The sequence below is a fragment of the Amycolatopsis sp. NPDC050768 genome, from assembly GCF_040654155.1.
GTDB lineage: Bacteria > Actinomycetota > Actinomycetes > Mycobacteriales > Pseudonocardiaceae > Amycolatopsis.
This window is the reverse complement of record NZ_JBFAHL010000006.1, coordinates 182655-204827: the sequence shown is the minus strand read 5'-3', so window position 1 is coordinate 204827 and position 22173 is coordinate 182655. Positions and strand designations below refer to the sequence as shown.

General features: G+C 72.1%; 20 protein-coding genes. 12 read left to right on the top strand and 8 right to left on the bottom strand.

Going from position 1 to position 22173, the window contains the following annotated elements:
- Positions 1 to 16: 16 nt before the first annotated feature.
- Positions 17 to 1444 (bottom strand): hypothetical protein, encoded by a 1428-nt coding sequence (locus AB0H62_RS19530; protein ID WP_360587280.1) that lies wholly within the window; start codon positions 1442 to 1444, stop codon positions 17 to 19.
- 57 nt (positions 1445 to 1501) lie between these two features.
- Between AB0H62_RS19530 and AB0H62_RS19525 the strand changes: the two genes are divergently transcribed.
- Positions 1502 to 2194 carry a TetR/AcrR family transcriptional regulator C-terminal domain-containing protein gene (locus tag AB0H62_RS19525; RefSeq protein ID WP_220241094.1) on the top strand — a complete coding sequence of 231 codons (693 nt, stop codon included), beginning with the start codon at positions 1502 to 1504 and terminating at the stop codon, positions 2192 to 2194.
- 3 nt (positions 2195 to 2197) lie between these two features.
- On the opposite strand, the gene AB0H62_RS19520 is transcribed toward AB0H62_RS19525, so the two are convergent.
- Positions 2198 to 4501, bottom strand: a complete 2304-nt coding sequence (locus AB0H62_RS19520) for a LuxR C-terminal-related transcriptional regulator (RefSeq protein ID WP_360587278.1) — start codon at positions 4499 to 4501, stop codon at positions 2198 to 2200.
- A gap of 588 nt (positions 4502 to 5089) precedes the next feature.
- Between AB0H62_RS19520 and AB0H62_RS19515 the strand changes: the two genes are divergently transcribed.
- Together AB0H62_RS19515 and AB0H62_RS19510 are read left to right on the top strand one after the other, a co-directional pair.
- Positions 5090 to 6658 (top strand): phosphodiester glycosidase family protein, encoded by a 1569-nt coding sequence (locus tag AB0H62_RS19515; RefSeq protein WP_360587276.1) that lies wholly within the window; start codon positions 5090 to 5092, stop codon positions 6656 to 6658.
- A 264-nt stretch (positions 6659 to 6922) separates the two neighbouring features.
- The gene (locus AB0H62_RS19510; RefSeq protein ID WP_360587274.1) at positions 6923 to 10555 is read left to right on the top strand and encodes a discoidin domain-containing protein; all 3633 of its coding nucleotides are present in this window, start codon (positions 6923 to 6925) and stop codon (positions 10553 to 10555) included.
- Between the two features lie 54 nt (positions 10556 to 10609).
- On the opposite strand, the gene AB0H62_RS19505 is transcribed toward AB0H62_RS19510, so the two are convergent.
- The gene (locus tag AB0H62_RS19505; RefSeq protein ID WP_220241091.1) at positions 10610 to 11107 is read right to left on the bottom strand and encodes an SCO family protein; all 498 of its coding nucleotides are present in this window, start codon (positions 11105 to 11107) and stop codon (positions 10610 to 10612) included.
- A gap of 89 nt (positions 11108 to 11196) precedes the next feature.
- Between AB0H62_RS19505 and AB0H62_RS19500 the strand changes: the two genes are divergently transcribed.
- Both AB0H62_RS19500 and AB0H62_RS19495 read left to right on the top strand, forming a co-directional pair.
- On the top strand, positions 11197 to 11685 hold the full coding sequence (locus AB0H62_RS19500; protein ID WP_360587272.1) for a hypothetical protein: 489 nt from the start codon (positions 11197 to 11199) through the stop codon (positions 11683 to 11685).
- On the top strand, positions 11642 to 11791 hold the full coding sequence (locus AB0H62_RS19495) for a hypothetical protein (protein ID WP_360587270.1): 150 nt from the start codon (positions 11642 to 11644) through the stop codon (positions 11789 to 11791). The genes AB0H62_RS19500 and AB0H62_RS19495 overlap by 44 nt, the downstream gene beginning before the upstream one ends.
- Positions 11792 to 11799: 8 nt before the next feature.
- Here AB0H62_RS19495 and AB0H62_RS19490 read toward each other — a convergent pair whose 3' ends face one another.
- Entirely contained in the window at positions 11800 to 12102 is a 303-nt protein-coding gene (locus tag AB0H62_RS19490; RefSeq protein ID WP_360587268.1) for a hypothetical protein, read from the bottom strand.
- A 181-nt stretch (positions 12103 to 12283) separates the two neighbouring features.
- On the opposite strand from AB0H62_RS19490, the gene AB0H62_RS19485 reads away from it, so the two are divergent.
- Both AB0H62_RS19485 and AB0H62_RS19480 read left to right on the top strand, forming a co-directional pair.
- Positions 12284 to 12937 (top strand): TetR family transcriptional regulator, encoded by a 654-nt coding sequence (locus AB0H62_RS19485; protein ID WP_360587568.1) that lies wholly within the window; start codon positions 12284 to 12286, stop codon positions 12935 to 12937.
- A 131-nt stretch (positions 12938 to 13068) separates the two neighbouring features.
- Positions 13069 to 14301, top strand: a complete 1233-nt coding sequence (locus AB0H62_RS19480; protein WP_360587266.1) for a cytochrome P450 — start codon at positions 13069 to 13071, stop codon at positions 14299 to 14301.
- Here AB0H62_RS19480 and AB0H62_RS19475 read toward each other — a convergent pair.
- Positions 14291 to 14851, bottom strand: coding sequence for a TetR/AcrR family transcriptional regulator (locus AB0H62_RS19475; RefSeq protein ID WP_360587264.1), 561 nt, complete (start codon positions 14849 to 14851; stop codon positions 14291 to 14293). The two genes, AB0H62_RS19480 and AB0H62_RS19475, sit on opposite strands and share 11 nt — an antisense overlap.
- Positions 14852 to 14962: 111 nt before the next feature.
- Here AB0H62_RS19475 and AB0H62_RS19470 point away from each other — a divergent pair, with 111 nt between their 5' ends.
- The 4 genes from AB0H62_RS19470 (at position 14963) to AB0H62_RS19455 (ending at position 18414) form a co-directional block, all read left to right on the top strand.
- Positions 14963 to 15811, top strand: a complete 849-nt coding sequence (locus tag AB0H62_RS19470; RefSeq protein WP_220241079.1) for an SDR family NAD(P)-dependent oxidoreductase — start codon at positions 14963 to 14965, stop codon at positions 15809 to 15811.
- A gap of 107 nt (positions 15812 to 15918) precedes the next feature.
- Positions 15919 to 16305, top strand: a complete 387-nt coding sequence (locus AB0H62_RS19465; protein ID WP_220241077.1) for a YciI family protein — start codon at positions 15919 to 15921, stop codon at positions 16303 to 16305.
- Complete coding sequence (locus AB0H62_RS19460) at positions 16298 to 17548, top strand: DUF6596 domain-containing protein (RefSeq protein ID WP_360587566.1); 1251 nt, start codon at positions 16298 to 16300, stop codon at positions 17546 to 17548. The genes AB0H62_RS19465 and AB0H62_RS19460 overlap by 8 nt, the downstream gene beginning before the upstream one ends.
- Positions 17545 to 18414 (top strand): hypothetical protein, encoded by an 870-nt coding sequence (locus tag AB0H62_RS19455; RefSeq protein WP_220241074.1) that lies wholly within the window; start codon positions 17545 to 17547, stop codon positions 18412 to 18414. The genes AB0H62_RS19460 and AB0H62_RS19455 overlap by 4 nt, the downstream gene beginning before the upstream one ends.
- A gap of 58 nt (positions 18415 to 18472) precedes the next feature.
- Here AB0H62_RS19455 and AB0H62_RS19450 read toward each other — a convergent pair whose 3' ends face one another.
- The 3 genes from AB0H62_RS19450 to AB0H62_RS19440 all read right to left on the bottom strand — a co-directional run bounded on the left by AB0H62_RS19450 (position 18473) and on the right by AB0H62_RS19440 (position 20465).
- Positions 18473 to 18673 (bottom strand): hypothetical protein, encoded by a 201-nt coding sequence (locus tag AB0H62_RS19450; RefSeq protein ID WP_220241072.1) that lies wholly within the window; start codon positions 18671 to 18673, stop codon positions 18473 to 18475.
- A gap of 24 nt (positions 18674 to 18697) precedes the next feature.
- The gene (locus tag AB0H62_RS19445; protein WP_220241071.1) at positions 18698 to 19285 is read right to left on the bottom strand and encodes a TIGR03086 family metal-binding protein; all 588 of its coding nucleotides are present in this window, start codon (positions 19283 to 19285) and stop codon (positions 18698 to 18700) included.
- A 79-nt stretch (positions 19286 to 19364) separates the two neighbouring features.
- Positions 19365 to 20465, bottom strand: coding sequence for an ionic transporter y4hA (locus AB0H62_RS19440; protein ID WP_360587261.1), 1101 nt, complete (start codon positions 20463 to 20465; stop codon positions 19365 to 19367).
- Between the two features lie 80 nt (positions 20466 to 20545).
- Here AB0H62_RS19440 and AB0H62_RS19435 point away from each other — a divergent pair, with 80 nt between their 5' ends.
- A complete protein-coding gene (locus tag AB0H62_RS19435) occupies positions 20546 to 22153 on the top strand; it encodes a malic enzyme-like NAD(P)-binding protein (protein ID WP_360587259.1) in 1608 nt (535 codons plus the stop codon).
- The last annotated feature ends 20 nt before the right edge of the window (positions 22154 to 22173 follow it).

Sequence of the window (22173 nt, the reverse complement as noted above, 5' to 3'; positions counted from 1 at the left end):
CATCGTAGTTCCCGCGTCACCGCCCGCTGACGAACACCGGCGTGAGCGACACGTCCAGCCGCACCGAGCCGCTCTCGAGGCGCACGGAGACGGGCGCACCGAAGGTGTCGACGGCAACCGCCTCGGGCGCGGTCCACGGCAACGTCACCGGGACCGGCGGCTCCTGCTCCCCGTCCACCGGGTCGCGCTGGTCCCACACCACCACCAGCGGACCGCGCACGGCGCGCTCGACGGCGTAGGCCTGAACCCCGGCGTCCATTCGCGACACTCGCTCGGCCCCCGTGAGCTGCTCGGCGACCAGCGAAAACGTGTCCGCCATCGGCCGCCGCACCTCCAGCGAACGGCCGCGGTAGCCCAGCAGCGGCAGTTTCCCGAACAGCAGGTGCATCATCTGCAGCGGGTCGACGGGTCCCGGCACCTCGGGCGCGAGGTTCCAGTACGCCGTGCGCCGGATCCCCGCCGCGAGCGCCAGCACCGTCCGCACCACGAGCTGCCGGCAGCCGATCCGGTCGCGCAGCGCGTCGAGCTCGGGCGGGCAGCCGTCGAGGAACATCCGCAGCCGCGGCGGCAGCTCTGCCATTCGCGAGTACAGCGCCCGCATCGCGGCGCGCTCCGGCGTCTCCCGCACCGCACGTTCCTGCAGCTCGCCTGTGCTCTGAGTGGCCGGCGCGTCGGCGAACGCACCCAGGAACGCCTGCTGCATCACGGGTTCCAGCTCCGGGAACTCGAACGGCACCGGCCCGCCGTGCTCACCCGCCACGATCGGCTTGGGCTCCCCGTACGCCGCCATCATCGCGCGCGCCGCGTCCACAGTGGACGGCACCGTCAGCGGGTCACCGTAGAGGTGCGCGCTGAACATGTCGAAATGTTCGCGTCCCGCCGACACGAGGTGGTCGAAGAACCGCCGCGGCTCACTGCCGGGTTCGCTCGAGAACACGTCGTACCCGCAGCCGCCGAGTACGACCAGCGCGGCCGGATCGACGTCCTTGACCACCTCGTGCAGCACCTTCAGCTGCGTGACGTACTCCTCGGCCGTCCCGGCCCACAGCAGCCCGGTGTTGCTCGGTTCGTTGTCGCACTGCCAGAACTTGACCCGGCCCGCGCACCGCCGCACCAGCTCCCCGATGAACCGCCCGTAGACCGCCGGATCGTGCGCCGGCGAAGGCGGCAGGAAGTCCGTGGACACCTTCGTCGCCCACGGAGAGCTCGAACAGACGGTCAGCCACACCTCTTCGTCGCCGTCGAGCTGAGCCAGCAGTGCGTCGACGGCCGTCCAGTCGTACTCGCCGGGCCGCGGCTCGACCTGGCTCCAGAACACGTAGGCGCGCAGCAGCCCGGCACCGAGTGCGCGAGCCTGCGGCACGAACTCACCCGGTTCGCCGAACAGCCCGTAACTGATGCCCCGCACCACACCCAGCCGGACGCCCGGCAGTGCTTCGGTCACCACATCCCCCTGAAAGTTTCACTGATAAACTCTAACTATATGCGATAAACTCCGGGCATGCCAGCAGAGCCCCCATCGATCTGGACGCTGCCCCCGCCTCCGCCGCGCCAGCGCTCCCTCGGCCGCGAAGAGATCGTCGCCGCGGCGATCGCCCTGGCCGACGAAGGCGCCGCGGTCACCATGAAGTCCGTGGCCGCCCGGCTCGGCCCCTACACGTCGATGGCGCTCTACCGCTACGTCCACAGCCGCGAAGGCCTCAGCGACCTCATGCTCGACGCGGCGGTCGCCGAGGTCCCCGTGCCCGCCGCCCCGAGCAGCGACTGGCGTGAAGACCTCCGCGCCCTCGCGCTCGACACGCGCGACATGCTGAGTCGCCACCCGTGGTCCGCCCTGCTCGCCCACACCCGCCCGCCCGCCGGCCCGCACCTCATGCGGCGCCTCGAGTTCATGCTCGCCGTCCTCACCACGCGCGGCGCCACGCTGCCCGACGCGATGACCTACGCCGCGCTGATCGACCGCCACGTCCTCGGCAGCGGCGCGCAGGAAGCCGAAGAAGCCCGCCACGAACCCACCGGCGAAGCTTTCACCGAGGCGCTGGCGTCCGTGCGGGACCTCGCCGCCGCAGACCCCGCCGTGCCGCTGCTCACCGCGTGGCTCACGAACCCGTCCGGCCCGCCCCGCGACGCCCAGTTCGACCTCGGCCTCGGCTTCCTCCTCGACGGTATCGAGTCCCGGCTGCCGGCGAGGTGATCCTCAGCCGCCGCGCCGCTGCGCGAGCCACGCCGGGATCCGGCTGCGCGAGCTGAAGCCCAGCTTGCCGAGGATGTGGTCCACATGGGACTCCACCGTCCGGCGGCTGATCACCAGCCGCTGCGCGATCTCCTTGTTCGTCAGGCCCTCGGCGACGAGCTCGGCCACTTCGAACTCGCGGCTCGTGAGCTCCGGCTCCGACGTGTCCCGGGAGGGCGCGACCGGCGCGGGAGGGGCGACATTTTCACCGAGCAGGTGGGCGAGCGCGGCCTCGAACCCGGTCGACGCCTCGACGCCACGCTTGAACGCCGTGCGAAAACGGGCATCGCCCAGGACTTCTCGGACCTCGCGTTCGCAGGTGGCGTGCTCGTCGATCATGCGGCACAGCCCGAGCATCGCCTTGCCGCCGACGAGCGGCCACACTCGGTTCGCCACGCCGAGGCGCTCGGCCGCCAGCTCGGTCCGGCCGGTCGCGGCGGCGACCCACGACAACAGCTCCACCGACAGCGACGCCCCGAGGATGTCGTTGAACAGCCGCGCCGTGCGAAGTCCGCGTAGCAGCCCCACTTCCGCCGCCTCGTTATCGCCGAGCATCCACTGCGCGAGCGAGCGCGCGTACAGCAGGTGCGTGCGGGCGCGGAGCTCACCGGTCGAGTCGCACGCGGCCAAACCCTCGTTCGCGACGGTCACGGCCGTGGCAGGGTCGCCGCCCCACGCCTCGGACTGCGCCACCATGCCCAGGCTGAGGACTTTGATGCTGGTGTAGCCGGGAATCGCGGCGAACCGGACGTTCGCTTCGCGGAACAACGCCGTGGCGGTGGCGAAATCGCCCTCCAGGAAGCGGCACGCGGCCGTGAGCATCTCCGTGTAGCCGAGCACGACCTCGTCGCCGCTGCGGCGTCCCCACTCCTCGGCCTCGCGGATGAGCGGCAGCGCCGCGCGGGGTTCGCCCATCAGGCACGCGGCGTACGCGCTGATCCACAACGCCCGCGCGCGATCGCGGCTCGGCCGGGGGTTCACGCCCAGTGCCCGCGCGAGCCACAGCCGCCCCTCGGTGAGGTGCCCGCAGTGCAGCCAGAAGAAGTGCAGCGAAACGACGAGATCGAGGCCCGCGGCGAACCGTTCCGGCGCGCCGAGGTCGTGTTCGAGCGCCGTACGCAGGTTGGCGTGGTCGCGCAGCACTGTCGCGTACACCTCGACCTGGTCGGCTCCCGTGTCCCAGCCGCTCTGCGCGCGCCCGGCCAGGCGGTGGAAGTACTCGCTGTGCCGGTCCCGCAGCGCCCGTTCGCCGCCCGCTTCGGCCAGCTTCTGCCGGCCGTACTCACGGATCGTCTGCAGGAGGCGAAAGCGCGTCGGTGCCCGGTTGGCCGAGGTCTGCACGATGGACTTGTCCACGAGCCCCGCCATCAGGCCGAGCACCTCGCCGGTTTCGATGCCGTCGCCGGAACACACCTCCTCCGCCGCGGCGAGGTGCAAGCCACCGGAGAACACCACCAGCCGCGTCCACAAAACCCGCTGACGCGGCGTGCACAGTAGGTAGCTCCAGTCGATCGTGCCCATCAGCGACTTCTGCCGCTGCGGCGCGACCGGGTTGGGGCTCAGCAGCTGGAAGGTGCCGTCGAGCCGGTCGAGCAGCTCGTCGATCGCCAGGGTGCGCAGCCACACGGCCGCGAGCTCGATCGCGAGCGGCAGCCCGTCAAGGCGGCGGCACACCTCGACGACGGTGGACCAGTTGGTGCTGTCGAGGGTGAACCCGCTCGACACGGCGGTGGCCCGTTCGGTGAACAGTGTTACCGCGTCGAGGCCGATGGCGTCGGCAAGGTCGTGGACTTCCGGCACCGCCAGCGGTGCCACGGAGTACACACGTTCGCCTTCGATGCCCAGCACGTGCCTGCTGGTGGCCAGGATCCGGAGATCCGGTGCGCGGGCGAGGAGGTCGCGCGCGAGCCGCGCGCACGCTTCGGCGAGGTGCTCGCAGTTGTCGAGCACCAGCAGCGGGCTCTTGTCGCGAAGGTACTCGGCGAGCCGGCCCGGCGGATCCTCGTCGGCGTCGCGGATCCCGAACTCCGCGCCGACTGTCTGGGCGAGCAGCGCGGGATCGTGGAGGTCGCCCAGCTCGATCAGCCAGACGTCGTCGGGGAATGTGTGCGCCACCTGGTCGGCGATGCGGACGGCGAGGCGGGTCTTGCCCACGCCACCGGCCCCGGTGAGCGTGACGAGGCGCCCCGCGGAGAGGAGCCTGCGGATCTCGACCAATTCCCGCTGCCGACCGATGAAGCTGGTCAGCTCCGCGGGCAGCGTCCCCATCGAGACCACCTCCACGAGTTGGTGTGAGAGTACGTCTCGCGGTGGCCGATGTCAGATTGGTCCGTTTTACGCAGGCAGCACGGGACCCCGTACCACGTCGTGTGCTCCGTGGTACGGGGTCCAGCGGGTCGGCTCACTCCATCGGGGGGAGAGTGAGCACCTCCTTTCGGCGGGAACGGCGAAACTTGGTTCAGGCAGCCAGATCCGATGAGGGCGGTCTGGTGTCCGGTGCCGGGGAGTGGGACGCTTCCCGGTCGCGCCCGGCCGGCTCACAGCCCGGCCGCCAGGTACCCACGTGCGTCCACTGCCGGCCCCACCAGTGGCTGATGAGGACCGTGGACCGGAAGCAGGCCGGACACGGCTGGCGAAGGGAGTCGATCGCCATTGCGGGACCTCCGTGTCGGTTGTGCTTCTTGCTCTTCCAGAGTCGCGGCTCGGCGCGGCCCGCACATCGGGAGTCCTACGGAGAAACTACGTACGTATCCGGTTCGGCAGAGGTTCACCGGCGCTCCAGCCGACGGACAGGTCCGGGTCGACCGCAGCGAGTGAACTCACCCGGATCCGCTTGAGCCAAGGGAGAAACCCACAGTGTTCACTTCGTCACGCGCTCGGCGCGTGCTCGCGGCAGCCGTCGTCGTCGCAGGGGCGGCGGCGGTTCTCACGCCGGCAGCCGACGCTTCGGTGGCCGGTCCCGCCGGCTACACCTGGACCACCGACGCGGTCGCGCCGGGCGTTACCGTGCGCACGGGAGTGCTGAGCGCCACGGCCCACCCTCCGTTCTGGACGGTCACGATCACCGCGCCGGCCAAGAACATCGTCACCGGCGCCGCGACGACCGCCGAGCTCGGCACGGCGGCGTGGGCGCGCGACACCGCCGCCCGGCTGCAGGCGGCGGGCTACCCCGCGCGCCAGGACACCGTCCGCTGGCCTGGCTTCTCCGACACCCCGCACGGCGTCGAGGGCGTGCGCGTGCGCACCGGCTCCTACCCGGCGCAGGCGGCGGCCACCGCGGCCGCGACGACGCTCAAGGCGGCCGGGTTCAGCGCCGTCGCGGAGTGGACGGGATACGACGCCGACCAGGTGCCCGACGCCGAGCGCGTGCACGTCGCCGTGATCGACCGCGGCCGCTTCCACGGCAGCATCGAGGCAACGCACGACGGCACGGTGGCACAGCGGGAAACCACGTCGTCGATCGCGGCGAAGACGGGTGCGCTCGTGGCCGTGAACGGCGGGTTCTTCGTGACCGCTGACGCCGACGGTTTCCAGGGCGTGCCCGCCGGGCTCGCCGCGTACGACGGCAAGCTCGAGTCGCAGTCGTCCGGCGCCCGGGCCGCGCTGGTCCTGGGCCACCGCGGCGACGTGTCCATCGAGAACCTGACGTCCACGGTGACGCTGCGCTCCGGCGCGGCGTCCCACGCGGTCGAAGGCGTGAACCGCAAGCCCGGTGTCGTGCGCGACTGCGGCCGGCCGGGCCTGACGCCCACCACGAAGCCGCGGCAGGACTTCACCTGCACCACCGCCGACGACCTCGTGCTCTTCACCGCCGAGTTCGGCGCCGCCCTGCCCACCGGCACGGGCACACAGGTCACGCTCGACCGCAACGGCCGCGTGCTCACCGTGGGCGCGCGCGGTGGCGCGGTGCCCGCAGGCGGTTCCGCCGTGCAGGGCATCGGCCCGGCCGCCGGCTGGCTCGCCGCCCACGCCGCGATCGGCCGCAAGCTGACCGTCGACGAGCGCGTGCGCACCGCGTCGGGCCGGCCGGTCGACCTCCGCGCCGGCGACGGCATCGTCAGCGCGGCGCCGGTGCTGCTGCGCCACGGCCGCGAGGCCATCGACGCCGCGACCGAGGGCGTGCTCGACCCGAAGGACCTGTCGTTCGGCTACGCCTGGGCCGAGCAGCGTCAGCCGCGCACGATGGCCGGGCTCGACGCGCAGGGCCGCCTGCTCCTCGTGACCGTCGACGGCCGTCAGCCCGGCGTCAGCGAAGGCGTGACGATCGAGGAGGGCGCGCAGCTGATGCGCAGCCTCGGCGCGGTCGACGCGCTCAACCTCGACGGTGGCGGCTCCACCGCCATGGCCGTCGCGGGACAGCTCGTGAACCACCCGTCGGACGCCACGGGCGAGCGTCCGATCGGCGACGCGGTGCTCGTGCGCTGACCCGTCCGGCCGGGCCCGTCCGCTCCACTCGGACGCGCCCGGCCGGACAAACCGGGCACCTCGGCGTTCACTCCGGCTCTTGACGACCGGCGCCCTCCCGAGTTCCGACATCGATGTCATCTCGGCCGATTCTTGTCTCTCTTGTCTTCTTGACGGGCGGGTGACCGGCCGGGAAGCTTCCTGGCAACGTTGTCACCCGTCGACGTCGACGCCTGCGGTCCCCGCGTCATGTGGACGGGTTTTGTCTCGAGATCGGGAGATCCCATGACGTTGGACCAGAGCGGCGCGCCGGGCGCGGATTCGGCACTGTCGCGACGGGGCGTGCTGGCCGCCGGCACCGGGTTGCTGGCCGGGTTCGGCCTGACGGCGGTGCTGCCCGGCGTGGCCTCGGCGGCGCCCGCGTCCCCCGCGGTGACGGACGGGCACACCTCGACCGACCTGGCGTTGTTCCGCCCCGTGCAGGTGTCCTCCACCGACTACGCGGCCACGCCCGCCGAGTTCGCGGTGGACGGCCTCGCGCAGGTCGGCGTGCAGGGCTCCGGCTGGCGCGCGGCCAAGGGCGACTCGCAGTGGATCATCGTGGACCTGCAGGGGCGCTGCCAGGTCGACTCCGTGGTGCTCACGTTCGAGGCCCGCCCGGGCGACCCGGCGTTCGACACGACCGCCTCGCGCAGCAACACGAAGGGCACCGAGGTCCAGTCGAGCTACGCGACCGTGTTCGACCTCGACATCTCCCAGGACGGCAAGTCCTGGCGCACCGTCCACAGCACCGCGCAGGGCACCGGCGGCGTGGTGACCATCCCGCTGAAGCCGGCCGTCACCGCGCGCTGGGTCCGCCTCACGAGCTCCGCGGGCTCGACCATCAACCCGTTGGGGCTCAACGGGTTCCAGGTCTACGGCACGACCGGCGACAACCGCCCGGCCGTTCGCGGCTGGACGTCGTTCCCCGTGCGCGGGCACGACAACCCGCCCGCGCTGGCGGTGGCCGCCGACGGCTCCGTGCCGCTGGAGTCGGGCTGGGTCCTCACCATGCAGGACTGGGCGCCGAGCACCGACGGCGCCGTCCTGTCGGGCACCGCGGTCGACACGCGCGGCTGGCTGCCGGCGTCCGTGCCGGGCACCGTGCTCGGCTCGCTCGTGGAGCAGGGCCAGCTGCCCGACCCGGCCAAGGGCATGGGCAACATGCACATCCCGGAGGCCCTGTCGCGGCACTCCTGGTGGTACCGCCGCACGTTCTCCGTGCCGCGCGGCCTCGACACCTCGGCGGGCCGGCACGTGTGGCTCGAGTTCGACGGCGTCAACCACGAGGCCGATATCTGGCTCAACGGCGCCCACGTCGGCAACCTGGCGCACCCGTTCGGCCGCGCCGCCCTCGACGTCACGGCCGCGCTGCGCCGCACCGGCGACCAGAACGTCGCCGTGAAGATCGCGCCGATGCCGTTCCCCGGCAGCCCGGGCGACAAGGGGCCGGCCGGGCAGTCCTTCGTGGACGCGGGCGGCACGATGTTCGCCAACTCGCCCACGCTCGTCGCGGTGTCCGGCTGGGACTGGATGCCCGCGGTGCGCGACCGCGCGTCCGGCATCTGGAACCACGTCCGGCTGCGCTCGACCGGCGCGATCGTGGTGGGTGACACCCGCGTGGACACCAAGCTGCCCAACCTGCCCGCGACCGACGTCGCCGAGGTGACCATCACGGTCCCCGTCCGCAACGCCGGATCGGTGGCCCAGCGGGTGAAGGTCACCACGGCGTTCGACGGGATCTCGTTGTCCAGCACCGTCACCGTCGCGCCGGGTGAGGAGGGCGCGGCCGTCTTCGCGCCGTCGGCGTTCGGCCAGCTGCGGATCAAGAACCCGAAGCTGTGGTGGCCCAACGGGTACGGCGACGCGACCCTGCACGACCTCACCGTGACCGCCGCCATCGGCTCCGCGGTGAGCGACCGCAAGAACCTCAAGTTCGGCATCCGCCAGATCACCTACACCTACGACCAGCCGGTGACGCCGGTCGACGGCGTCGCCTCCCAGACCGTGGACCTCGCGCCGCAGCAGGCGCGCTACGTCCGCGTGCAGTGCGACAAACGCGCTACCGGATGGGGTTTCTCGCTCTGGACGATGTCCGTGGTGGACAGTGCGAACGCCGGCACCGACCTGGCCCAGGGCAAGACGGGCACCAGCTCCACGGTCGCCGACGGCAACCCGCCGCCGAACGCGTTCGACGGCGACCCGAAGACGCGCTGGACCTCGGAGTACGCCGACAACCAGTGGCTGCAGGTCGATCTCGGTGCCACGACGTCGTTCGACCGCGTCGTGCTGGCGTGGGAGACCGCGTACGCGCAGACGTTCCGGATCCAGGTCTCGGCCGACGGCGACGCCTGGACCGACGTGGCGTCGGTGGACAACTCGGCGAAGCCGCTGACGTTCATCGTCAACGGGGTCAAGGTGTTCTGCCGCGGCGGCAGCTGGGGCTGGGACGAACTGCTGCGCCGGATGCCGCCGGAGCGCGTGGACAACGTCGTCGCGATGCACCGCGACATGAACTTCACCATGCTGCGCAACTGGATCGGCTCCTCCTACCGCGAAGAGCTGTTCGAAGCGTGCGACCGCTACGGCATTCTCGTGTGGACGGAGTTCTGGGACGGTTTCTCGACCGATCCGGCCAACCACGACATCTTCCTGGCCCAGGCCAAGGACACCGTGCTGCGCTACCGCGCCCACCCGTCGGTCGCGGTGTGGTTCGGCTGCAACGAGGGCACCCCGCCGGCGGTGATCGACCAGGCGCTGCGCTCGATCGTCACGGAGAACACGGACCTGCTCTACCAGAGCAACTCCGCCGGCGGCGTGATCACCGGCGACGGCCCGTACCGCTGGCTCGACCCGAAGCAGTACTTCACCGGTGAGGCGACGGGCGGCAAGGCCGGCTTCTGGAGCGAAATCGGCATCCCCACCGTGTCCGTGGTGGAGAGCATGCGCAACCTCGTCGGCGAGGACGACGCGGGCTGGCCGATCGGCGCGCCGTGGTTCCTGCACGACTGGTCCACGCAGGGCAACCAGTCGCCGCAGACCTACCTCGCGGCGATCGACGCGCGGCTCGCGCCTTCGTCGAGCCTGGAGGAGTTCTGCCGCAAGGCGCAGTTCGTGAACTTCGAGAGCATGCGCGCGATCTTCGAGGCGTGGAACTCCAAGCTGTGGAACGACGCCACGGGCGTGCTGCTGTGGATGTCGCACCCGGCCTGGCACAGCACGGTGTGGCAGACCTACGACTACGACCTCGACGTGAACGGCAGTTACTACGGCTCGCGCAAGGGCTGCGAGTCGCGGCACGTGCAGGCGGATCTCACGACCTGGCAGGTGCGGGCGATCAACCACACGCCCGACGCGATGAGCGGCATGACCGTGACGGCGCAGCTGCACGGACTCGACGGCAAGCCGCTGGGCGCGGCGCAGACGCAGAAGGTCGACGTGGCCCCGATCTCGGGCACGGCCGCGTTTACGGTGCCGTTCGGTGCGGACCTTCCTGCGCTGCACCTGCTGCGCCTGACGATGACGGACTCGCACGGCGCCGTCGTCTCGGAGAACACGTACTGGCGCTACCAGGCGGACACGTCGATGCGCGCGCTCAACCAGCTGGGGCGCACGCAGCTGTCGACCAGCCTTCGTTCGGCGGGCAAGGACGGTTACACCGCAACGATCCGCAACACGGGCAAGACCGTGGCCGCGATGGTGCGGCTGTCGCTGCGCGAGAACAACGGCAAGGACCGCGTGCTGCCGACGATCTACGGCGACAACTACTTCTGGCTGCTGCCAGGGGAGTCCCGCACGGTCACGGTCGCGCCGCGGCGGTCCGTGAAGTCCCCGCGGCTGTCGGTGGAGGCGTACAACGTGCCGGCGACGCTGAGCTGACTTCCGGTTGCCGGAGCCGGCCGTAGGGCGGCTCCGGCAACCGGTCCCCAGCTTTCAGGCTTCTTGCGTGACGGTTTCGCGCAGCCGTTCGGTGAACGTCTTGTCGTCGAGGCCGTCGGTGAGGTGCGTGGCGTAGGCGCCGTCGGGGTCCAGCACGTAGGTGATGGCGGTGTGCGGCACCGCGTAACCGTCGGGGTCCTCGGGATCGTCCTTGCGGCGCGCGAAAACGCGGAAGGCGCGCTTGGCCCGCTCGATCTGCTCCGGCGTGCCGGTGAGGCCGGTGAAACGCGGGTGGTCGCCTTCGAGGTAGGCGCGCATCACCTCGGGACTGTCTCGCTCCGGGTCGACGGTGATGTACAGCGGCTGCACCTTGTCCGCCGGCGGCCCCAGCTCGTCCAGCGCGGTCGTCAGGCGGCCGAGCGCACGCGGGCACACCATGCGGCAGTGGGTGAAGCCGAAGAAAACCGTGACCCACTTGCCTCGGTAGTCCTGCTCGGTCACCGCCGCGCCATGGTGGTCGACGAGGCTGAAGGTGGCGTCGATCGGCGTCACGCCGGGTCCTCCCTGTCGTGCTGGCTGTCGCGCAGTGTGACGCTACTCCGTCGTGAACGTGCGTTGGCGCCCCGGATTACCCTGGCTTCGTGGCCACCGACGCGCTTCACCGCGCTCTGACCGAACCCGGCGATCCACCCCTCCGGGTTCTGCCACCGGAGGCCGCGCGGCTCCTGACTTCGCTGGCCGCGCCCGCGCGATTGGCTGCTCACCTGCGCGCGGTGCACGACGTCGCGTGGGATCTGACCGCCTGGCTCCTGCGGTCCTACCCGACGGTCGCGTTCGACCGGCCCGCGGTGCTGTTCGGCGCGGCGACCCACGACATCGGCAAGATCGCCCACCCCGGGGAACTGTCCGGGCCCGGCTCGGACTACGAGGCAGCGGGGTACGAGCTGCTGCTCGCACAGGGCATCGACGAGCGGCTGGCGCGGGTTCGCGCGGACTCACGGCTGCTGGGATCAGCCCGACACCAAGCTCGACGACCTGCTGGTCAGCCTGGCCGACAAGATCTGGAAAGCGAAACGGGTCCCGGACTTGGAGCAGCTCGTCGTCGCCCGTCTCGCCGATGCCACCGGTGAGCAGCCGTGGCAGACGTTCCTGAAGCTCGACGAGGAACTCGACCACCTGGCGGCAGGGGCCGATCACCGGCTGGACTTCCAGAACCGGTACCCCGTCGCGGCGTAGCCGCCCCGTCAGTCGAGCCGGTGGATCACCGGCCGGACCCGGAAGTCGACGGTCGCCTGGTCGATCATCGCGTGCACGGGGGAGGCGGCGAGCTCGGTCATGATGCCGGCGGCGCCGTCGCGTGCGTCGGCTTCGCTGTCCCACGCGACGACGTCGACCACCGTGCCGTCTTCGTCCTGCGTGATGCGCCGCCAGCGGAAGCCGGGGCGGGTTTTGAGGTAGGCGTCCACGTCGGAGTTCACGGCGATGAAGTCGGTACCGCCGAAGTCGCCGGTGAGGTGGAACGTGGTGATCTCGAGTGCTTCGGTCATGGTCGCCTTCTTGAGGGGTTCGCTCCCCAGCATTCGGTGGGTGTCGTGCGCGCGGAAGGACGCGGCTTCCTGGGTGCCGCACACCCTGGGTTGAATTCAAGCGCTTGACTTAACTCACGAAGATCCGGTTGACTGATCACGAACCGCAGGTGCGACGCGGGGAGGAGCAACGGTGGCCAGAATGACCGGGAAGGCGATCCGCGCGGAGTCGACGCGGGAACGGATCCTCGCCACGGCCGAGCGGCTGTTCGCCGAGCACGGCGTGTACGCGGTGTCCAACCGGCAGATCAGCGAGGCCGCGGGCCAGGGCAACAACGCCGCCGTGGGCTACCACTTCGGCACGAAAGCCGACCTCGTCCGCGCGATCGCCCGCAAGCACGCCGAGGGCATCGAGACGATCCGGACGCGCATGGTCGCGCGGGTCGCCGAGGACGCCGGCGTGCGCGACTGGGTCGAGTGCCTGGTGCGGCCCGTCACCGACCACCTGGCCGCCCTGCGCGCCCCGACGTGGTTCGCGCGCTTCGCCGCGCAGGTGATGACCGACCCCGCGCTGCGCGGGATCATGATCGAGGAGGCCCTCAGCGCCCCGGCGCTGCACCGCATCCTCCACGGCCTCGACACCTGCCTGCCCCACCTCACCCCCGCCGCCCGCACCGAACGCGACGCCATGGCGCGCCTGCTGATGGTCCACACCTGCGCCGAACGCGAACGCGCCCTCGCCGAAGCCATCCCCACCCCGCGCCCCGACTGGCCCACCGCCGGCACGGGCCTCGTCGACGCCATCGTCGGCCTCTGGCTCGCCCCGGCCACGGTGACGACACCCGATGCCCGCTGACGCTCGAGCCGGTCGCGCACGTGTGCTGGGTTGCCCGGGCAAGCGCCCCTCAGACGCGGCAAGAACACACGGCTGACCACCCCACCACTGTCCACTTCAGACCGACGAACCCACCCGCCGCGGAGGAACGCATGACGAGCACGCTGGACCAGGCCACCCCGGGCGCCGACGAGGTGCCCGAGTTCCCGATGGCCCGGGCGGCCGGGTGCCCGTTCGACCCGCCGCCGCGGGCGCGCGAGCTGCAGGAGGCCGGGCCGCTGGCGCGGGTGCGGCTGTGGGACGGCAGCACGCCGTGGCTGGTCACGCGGTACGCGGACCAGCGGGCGCTGCTGGCGGACGCACGGGTGAGCGCGGACATCACGCGGCCGGGCTACCCGAGCCCCGCGCCGTTGCCGCCGGGTGGGTCGGCGATCAGCTTCATCCTGATGGACAACCCGGAGCACGCGCGGTTGCGCCGCATGGTGACGGCGCCGTTCACGGTGCGGCGGATCGAGGCGCTGCGGCCGGCGGTGCAGAAGATCGTGGACGACTCGCTCGACGCGATGCTCGCCGGGCCGAACCCGGTGGATCTGGTGGAGGCGTTCGCGTTGCCGGTGCCCTCGCTGGTGATCTGCGAGCTGCTCGGCGTGCCCTACCGCGACCACGACTTCTTCCAGGCCAACAGCAAGGTCATCATCAAGCGCGACGCCGACCCGGCCGAACGGGCCGCCGGGCACCGCGCGCTGCTGGGGTACCTCGACGAGCTGGTGGGGGAGAAGCTCGCCCACCGGCAGGACGACCTGCTGTCCGGCCTCGCCGACCGCGTCGAGGCCGGGGAGCTCACGCGCGCCGAGGCCGCGCAGATGGGCGTGCTGCTGCTGATCGCGGGCCACGAGACCACGGCCAACATGATCGCGCTCGGCACGCTGACCCTGCTGCGCCACCCCGAGCAGCTCGCCCTGGTCCGCGAGGCCGGCGACCCGGCCGTGATCGCCGGTGCGGTCGAGGAACTGTTGCGCTACCTCACGATCACGCACAACGGCCGCCGCCGCGTGGCGATCGAAGACATCGAGATCGCCGGCGAGACGATCCGCGCGGGCGAGGGCCTGATCATGGCCAACGACATCGCCAACCGGGACGAGAGCGTGTTCCCCGATCCCGACGGGCTCGACGTGCGCCGCCCGGACTCGCGTCGGCACGTGGCGTTCGGGTTCGGCGTGCACCAGTGCCTCGGGCAGCCGCTCGCGCGGGTGGAGCTGCAGGTCGTCTACAACACGCTCTACAGGCGCGTCCCGACGCTCGCCCTCGCGGCCGGCTTCGACGAGATTCCCTTCAAGCACAACGGTTCCGTGTACGGCGTGTACGAGCTGCCCGTCACGTGGTGATGCGAAGCCCTTCCAGCACGACGTCGAGGTAGGGCTCGGCGGTGCGGCCGGTCGCCGGGTCCTTCGGCAGGGCGCCGACGAGGGTGAGCACCTGCGTCGCCGTCACGTCGGGCCGCACGTGGCCGTCGGCGCGGGCGCGGTCGAGCAACGCGGCGAAGCTCGCCTTCATCGGGGCGCACGTGGTGGCCACGGGAGAGCCGTCGTCGGCCAGCCCGTCGCCGACGTGCCCGCTCATCCCGGGGTACTCGGTGGCGGCGCGGTCGTAAAGCCGTAGCCACTCCGGAAGCCGGCCGGCGCCGTCGGGTGCGTCGAGCAGGTCGCGGGCCTGCGCGTCGAGCAGGTCCGCGCTGTCGCGCATGATCGCGGCGAACACGTGCTCGCGCGACGGGAAGTGCCGGTACAGCGTGCCGCGCCCGACCCCCGCCTCCTGCGCGACGACCTCCAGCGGCGCGTCGGTGCCCAGGCGCGCGAAGACGTCCTTCGCCGCTTCGAAGAGCACGTCGTAGTTGCGGCGCGCATCGGCGCGCTGGCGTTTGGCCGGACCGGTCACGCCGCCAGTGTATCCGGACGCCGTGTCCGCTATCACCGTGACATCCGGACGCCGTGTCCATATCGTCGGTGGCAGGAAACGGACACGACGTCCGGATGGAGAGGAGATCCCATGGCTCCCGTGATCGCCGTGGTCACCGGCGCGAGCCGCGGCGCCGGCAAGGGCATCGCCCTGGCGTTGGGCGCGACCGGCGCCACGGTCTACGTCACCGGCCGCAGCGCGAAACCCGGCGACTCGCCCCACGGCGGCACGGTCGCCGACACCGCGGCCCTGATCGACGAGGCCGGCGGCACCGGCGTGCCCGTGGTCGTGGACCACGCCGACGACGAAGCCGTCGCCGCGCTGTTCGCCCGGGTCGCGCAGGAGCACGGCCGGCTCGACATCCTCGTGAACAACGCGGCGAAGGTCGCCGAGCCGATGCGACCCGGCGGGTTCTGGGCCAATCCGCTCGAGGCGGCCGACCTGATCACCGTCGGCCTGCGCTCGCATTTCGTCGCCGCCCACCACGCCGCGCCGCTGCTGCTGGCAAACGGCCGCGGCCTGATCGTCCACACGGGCCACTACGGCGCGGTCTCCTACCACCAGGGCCCGGCCTACGGCGCGCAGAAGGCGGGCGCGGACAAGATGGCCGCGGACATGGCGAAAGACCTGCGCCCGCACCGCGTCGCCGCCGTCTCGATCTGGATGGGCGGCCTGCGCACCGAACGCGCCGAGGCGCACCTCGCGACGCTCCCGCCGGCCGCCCGCACCGCCGTCCCGCGTGAATCGCCGCAGTTCACCGGCCGCGTGATCGCCGCGCTCTACGCGTCGCCCGACCTGATGGCCTACTCGGGCCGTGCGCTCATCGGCGCGGAGCTCGGCGGGCGGCTCGGGGTCACCGACGTGGACGGCACCGCCCCGCTCAGCCGCCGCGACGAGCTCGGCGCGCCGCCCGTGCCGCACCCGTCGCTGCTCGGCTGAACGGGCCCGAAGAAACTTTTCGCCACGCTCGCCGCGCCGTGTCGAGTTACGGTCGGGCTGTTCGTCATCCTCTTCGGACGACCTGGACCAGATGAGGCGGAGGACACGTGCAGTACATGCTGCTGATCTACAACTGCGTACGCCCCGAACCGGGCGACCCCGGGTTCGAAGAGGCGGTGGCGCGGGTGAACGCGTTCGCCGACGAGTGCCGGCGCCGCGGCGTGTGGGTGGAGGGCAAGCCGCTGCACCCGGAGTCGACGGCGACCACCGTGAGCGTGAGGGAGGGGCGCACGTTGATCACCGACGGCCCGTTCGCGGAGACCCACGAGCACCTCGGCGGGTTCTACCTGTTCGACTGCCGCAACCTCGACGAAGCCCTCGAGCTCGCCGCGTTGTGCCCGATGGCGGAGGAAGGGTCGATCGAGGTACGGCCGGTCGTCGGGATCCCGGGTGTGAGCCACGCGCCGGTCGACGTGGCGGCCCCTGCTGAGTGAGCCGGCGGCCGCCGCGGTGGAGCGGGTCTACCGCGCGGACCGTGCGCGGATGCTCGCCGCGCTGATCCGCGTGCTCGGCGACTTCGAGCTCGCGGAGGACGCGTTGCAGGAGGCGTGCGCACTCGCCCTGCGCAAGTGGAGCGCCGTACCCGACGACCCGGTCGCGTGGCTGCTCACGGCGGCGCGCAACAACGCGATCGACCGGCTGCGCCGCGCCCGCCTGGGCCGGGAGAAGCTCGCGGCGATCGGGGTCGAGCCGGAGGAGGTGCCGATGTCCGACTTCTCCGACCGGCGCCTGCTCGAGGTCGGCGACGAACGGCTGAGCCTGATCTTCACCTGCTGCCACCCGGCGCTCGCCGAGCCGGCGCGCGTTGCGCTGACCCTCCAGGCCGTCGTCGGGCTGACGGCCGGGCAGATCGCGCGGACGTTCCTGATCGGTGAAGCCACGCTCGCGCAGCGGCTGGTCCGGGCCAAGCGCAAGATCCGCGACGCCGGCATCACGCTCGAAGTTCCGCCGGACCACCTGCTGCCCGAACGGCTTGCCGGCGTACTTGCCGTGGTGTACCTGATCTTCACCCAGGGCTACACCGCCGCGGCCGGCTCACCCGAGCACACCGCGTTGCGGCAGGAAGCGATCCGGCTCGGCAAGCTCGTGGCCACGCTGATGCCGGACGAACCGGAGGCGCTCGGCCTCGTCGCCGTGCTGCTGCTGCACGATTCGCGCGCGGCCGCGCGGCACGACGGCGACGGTGACGTGGTGCTGCTGGAAGACCAGGACCGCACGCTGTGGGATCGGGCCGAGATCGCGGAAGCCCTCGGGCTGCTGGACCGCGCGTTGCGCCACGGCGAGCCCGGGCCGTACCAGGTGCAGGCCGCGATCGCGGCGCTGCACGCGCAGGCGCCGTCGGCCGAACGCACGGACTGGGCGGGCATCGCGGGCCTGTACACGCGGCTCCTGGAGCTCACGCCTTCGCCCGTCGTCGCGCTGAACCACGCCGTGGCGGTCGCGATGGCGCAGGGCCCGGTCGACGGGCTCGCGCTGATCGACCGCATCGACGGCCTTGACCAGTACCACCTGATGCACGCCGCGCGCGCCGATCTGCTGCGCCGCCTCGACCGGCGAGCCGAAGCGGCCACCGCCTACCGGCGTGCCCACGAACTGGCCCACACGCCGGCGGACCGGCGGTTCCTCGCCCGCCGCCTGCTCGACCTCGACGCACTCGGCCCTGGGGAGACACCGTGAGACTGTCCATTCTGGAGCGCGGCCACCGCCGTCGCGCGAAGCTGTTCCTGTCGGCCACGTCCGCGGTGTCTCGTGTGGACAGTCCCGACATCGTGCTGACGCTGTTGTACCGGCCGGAGTTCATGACCCGCGCGCTGCTGGACCTCACGGCGCCGGCCATGCGCGGCCCGTCGTCCTGGACGGCCGGCGAGCGCGAGTACCTGGCGATGGGCACGGCGAAGCTGCACGAGTGCCCGTTCTGCATCGTCACCCACGCGGAGCTCACGCGCATCGCCGGCGAGGGCGCCCTCGACCCGGACGAGCCGGCGTCCGCCCGCCCGGAACTGCGGGCGGTGCGCGCCTTCCTCGACACCGTTTCGCGGCCGGGCGGCGAGCCCGACGCGTCGCTGGTCGCCGACGTGCCCGCGCCGGCCGTGCTGGAGGCGCTGCGGGTGAACCTGGTGTGGGACGTCGTCAACCGCCTGGCCAACGCGTTCGGCTTCGAGCTGCGCGACGGCCAGCTGGAGAGCGGCACCCGGTCGCTGCACCGCTTCGGCTACCGCTTCCCCGGCTTCCTGCTGTCGGGCGGCCCGCGCGCCGACCACGGCGACGTCGTCTCGAACCTCCGCCACGCGGTGACCGAGGCCAGCGGCGTCACCGACCGGGCCCTGCGCGCGGCGCTCGTCGCGGGCGACCCGGTGGCCGAACCGTGGCAGACCTACGCCGGCGCCGTCCGCACGGCGTCCTACCGCGTGACCGACTCCGACGTCGCCGCGCTGCTGGCCGCGGGCCACACCGAGGACGAGGTCTTCGAGGTCACGGTCGCGGCCGCGGTCGGCGCCGCACTGGCCGCGTTCGACCGGGGCCGGAAGGCGCTCGGGGAGTGACCCGGCGCGGGCGCGACCTCGAAGACCGGGGTCACGCCCGCCGTTCGCCGGTGCCGCGTCAGGGGAGGGAGACCCAGAGTGCGGTGATCGGCTCGCTCGGCCAGGTCGTGCCCGCTTCCTGACGGTTCTTGCCGGATTGCTGCCACCCGCCGAAATCGGGCAGGTACGCCGAATACTCGATTTGCTGACCGGGCTGGTTGCCGAACAGCTCGACTCGACCTGGCGCGGCACCGACTGCCGTGCCGGTGGGTGTGTCCACATCGGACACACCCACCGGCCGGCGTCACGCGGCGACCGGCTCCCACGCGGCCCGGCCGAGGAACGCGAGCATCCGCGTCTGGTCGTCCGAGCCGGGTGGCGGCGTGAGTTCCGGGCCGAAGAAGCCGGGGGCGCGCACGGCGTGCGCGCGGGCCCAGTCGAAGGCGGCCGCGACCGTGGCGGGGTCGAGGCGCACGTCGGCGCCCAGGGCGTGGCCGATGTCCCACGCGTGGGCCACCAGGTCGGTGGTCAGCAGGCTCACCACGGCGGCGACCGGTACCTCGCCGAGGCCCGGGATCGTGGTGGTCCGCGCGAGCGCCGCGGGGGTCAGCGCGGCGAGGCAGGCCGTGCGGGCCGTCCGCCAGCTCGTGAGCGGATCGTCACCGGCGATCGGCGCGGGGTGGGGCGAACCCGGTGCGCCCGAGCGGTCGGCGTAGTCCTCGCCGGTGGCCCAGGCGCGCAGCTGGTGCTGGCCCCAGACCGCGTGGCCCGCGAGGTCGCGCACCGACCACTCGGGGCACGTCGAGCGCGCGTCCCAGCGCTCGGCCGGCACCACGGCGAGCACCGCGTCGAACCCGTCCTGCGCCTGCCGGTACAACGCCAAAGTCTCCATCGTCCGTCCTTTCCACGAGGTCCTTGCACCCCGAGGACGAACGGGCGCGGCCCGGCTCGACAGCGGCCTGGGAACTGGCTCAGGGACTGGCGGCGAGGAACACGAAAGCCGCCAGCAGCGCGAGGTGGACGCCGCCCTGCAGGCGCGTCGCGCGGCCCGGCACCACAGTGAGGCCGCCGACCACGACGGTGATCACCAGCAGCACGATCTGCGTGGCGTCCAGGCCCAGCAGCAGCGGCCCGCTGAGCCAGATCGACGCGAGCGCGATCGCCGGGATCGTGAGGCCGATGCTGGCCATCGCCGAACCCAGCGCGAGATTCAGGCTCACCTGCACGCGGTCGCGCCGCGCGGCGTTGGTGGCGGCGAGCGTCTCGGGCAGGAGCACGAGCAGCGCGATCACCACGCCGACGAACGACTGCGGGTACCCCAGCGCCGCCACGCCGGCCTCGATCGCCGGCGACTCCACTTTGGCCAGCCCGACCACCGCCACGAGCGCCACCAGCAGCAGTCCGAGGCTGAACAGGGCGGTGCGGGTGGTCGTCGGCTTCGCGTGCGAATCCTCTTCGACCACGGCGCCTTCGTCGTCGATCGGCAGGAAGAAGTCGCGGTGGCGCACGGTCTGCGTGACGACGAAAAGCCCGTAGAGGATCAACGACGCGATGGCGGCGAACGCCAGCTGCCCGGGGGAGAACTCCGGGCCGCTGCGGGAAGTGGTGAACGTGGGCAGGACGAGGCTGAGGGTGGCGAGCGTCGCGACGGTGGCCAGCGCGGAGCCGGTGCCCTCCGCGTTGAACACCGCCGTCTTGCGCCGCCACGCACCCACCAGCAGCGACAGGCCGAGGATGCCGTTGCACGTGATCATCACGGCGGCGAACACCGTGTCCCGCGCGAGCGACGCCGTCTTCGGGCCGCCGGAGATCATGAGCGTGACGATGAGCGCCACCTCGATCACCGTGACGGCCACCGCCAGCACGAGCGACCCGAACGGCTCGCCGACCCGGTGCGCCACCACCTCCGCGTGATGCACCGCCGCGAGCACCGCGGCCGCCAGCACCACCGCGACGATGATCACCGGCACCGTCCCGAGCACCCGCCCCCACGTCACCGCCAGCACGACCACCGCGACCACCGGGGCGATCGTCGTCCAGCGCAACCAGGGAGAACTCGTCCGGGAAGCCATGGAAGGCAGCTTCGCAGATCACCCCGGGCAACGCCCCCGGAGCGCGCCGCGCCGGGTGACGGCGAACCGGTGACCAGGCGGTGTACCGGTTCGCCGCGCGGGCCGACGTGATGATCGCGGTCGAGCCCGACCCGGCGCTGTGCGGCGAGTGGGACGCCACGCGCCTCGGCCCGCCGATGCGCAAGGTCGCGCAGCTGCCGTGCTGGGATCCCGACCGGGACGCGGCCATCCGGCGAGCGCACGACCAGTTCCGCTGGTTCAGTGGGGGGTGGAAGGTCAACTCGGAGCTGCCGGGGCCGGCCGGGTTCGCGGGCGCGACGCAGTTCGTGCGCCAGGACGACGTGGCCGCGGGTATCCCGGGTGGTCCGGAGGTGGGGCCGATCCGGGAAGCGGTGCAGCAGTTCGCGGATTCGGGCGTCACGGACCCGGCGCTGATCCAGGTCGGAGGCGACCGGCGGGAGGAGTTCCTGGCTTTCGCGAGAAGGAGCTGTTGCCGGCTCTGCGGGCGTAACGCCGGTGAAAAACCGGCTGATTTCCCGGTGTCCGCCCGGGGTATCCGGCGGGACATGAGCCGTAGCCGTGGAAAAGTGGAGATCTCGGTCCGGGTCCGACTCGAGGGACCCGAGGACTTGGCCAAGGAGTACACGCCCGGGGTCGCCGAGGTGGCCGAGCGGGTGGCCGACGACCCGTCCGCGCTGATGCGCGAGACGGTGAAGGCCAACTCGGTCGCGATCGTGTCCGACGGTTCGGCGCTGCTCGGCCTTGGCGACCGCGGCCCGGCCGCCGCGCTGCCCGTGATGGAGGGCAAGGCGGCGTTGCTGAAGCGGTTCGCCGACGTCGACGCGTGGCCGATCTGCCCGGTCAGCCGGGATCCGGACGACCTGGTGCGGACGGTGAAGGACCTCGCGACCTCGTTCGGCGCGATCAACCTCGAGGACATCGCCGCGCCGAGGTGCTTCACCGTCGAGCGCCGCCTGCACGACGAGCTCGACATCCCCGTCTTCCACGACGACCAGCACGGCACCGCGGTCGTCGTGCTCGCCGCGCTGCACAACGCGATGAAGCTGACCGAGCGCGAGCCCGCCGGCACTTCCGTGGTGATCTCCGGCGCGGGCGCGGCGGGCAGCGCCACGGCGCGGCTGCTGCGCGAGGCCGGGTACGAGCGGATCGCCGTCTGCGACAGCCAAGGCGTGCTGCACCCCGACCGCGACCTCGTCGGCGAGAAGCGCTGGCTCGCGGAGAACACCAACCGCGACGGTGCCGTCGAGGGCAGCCTGCACGACGCGCTCTCCGGCGCCGACGTCTTCATCGGCGTCAGCGCCGGCGGCCTGCTCGGCGAAGACGACGTCGCCGCGATGGCCGACCGCGCGATCGTGTTCGCACTGGCCAACCCGGACCCCGAGATCGACCCGGACATCGCGGGCAAGCACGCGGAGATCGTCGCCACGGGCCGCAGCGACTACCCGAACCAGATCAACAACGTGCTCGCTTTCCCGGGCGTCTTCCGCGGCCTGCTGGACTCCGGCGCGCCCCGCGTCACGAGCCGCATGCTCCTCGCCGCGGCCCGCGCCCTCGCCGACGTCGTCGCCGACGACCTCACCCCGCAGCGCATCGTGCCGACCGTCTTCGACGACGGCGTGGTGGAAGCCGTCGCGGGCGCGGTGATGGGGGCTGCGAAGGAGGATTGAGGCAGCGCAGAGGGCCGGCC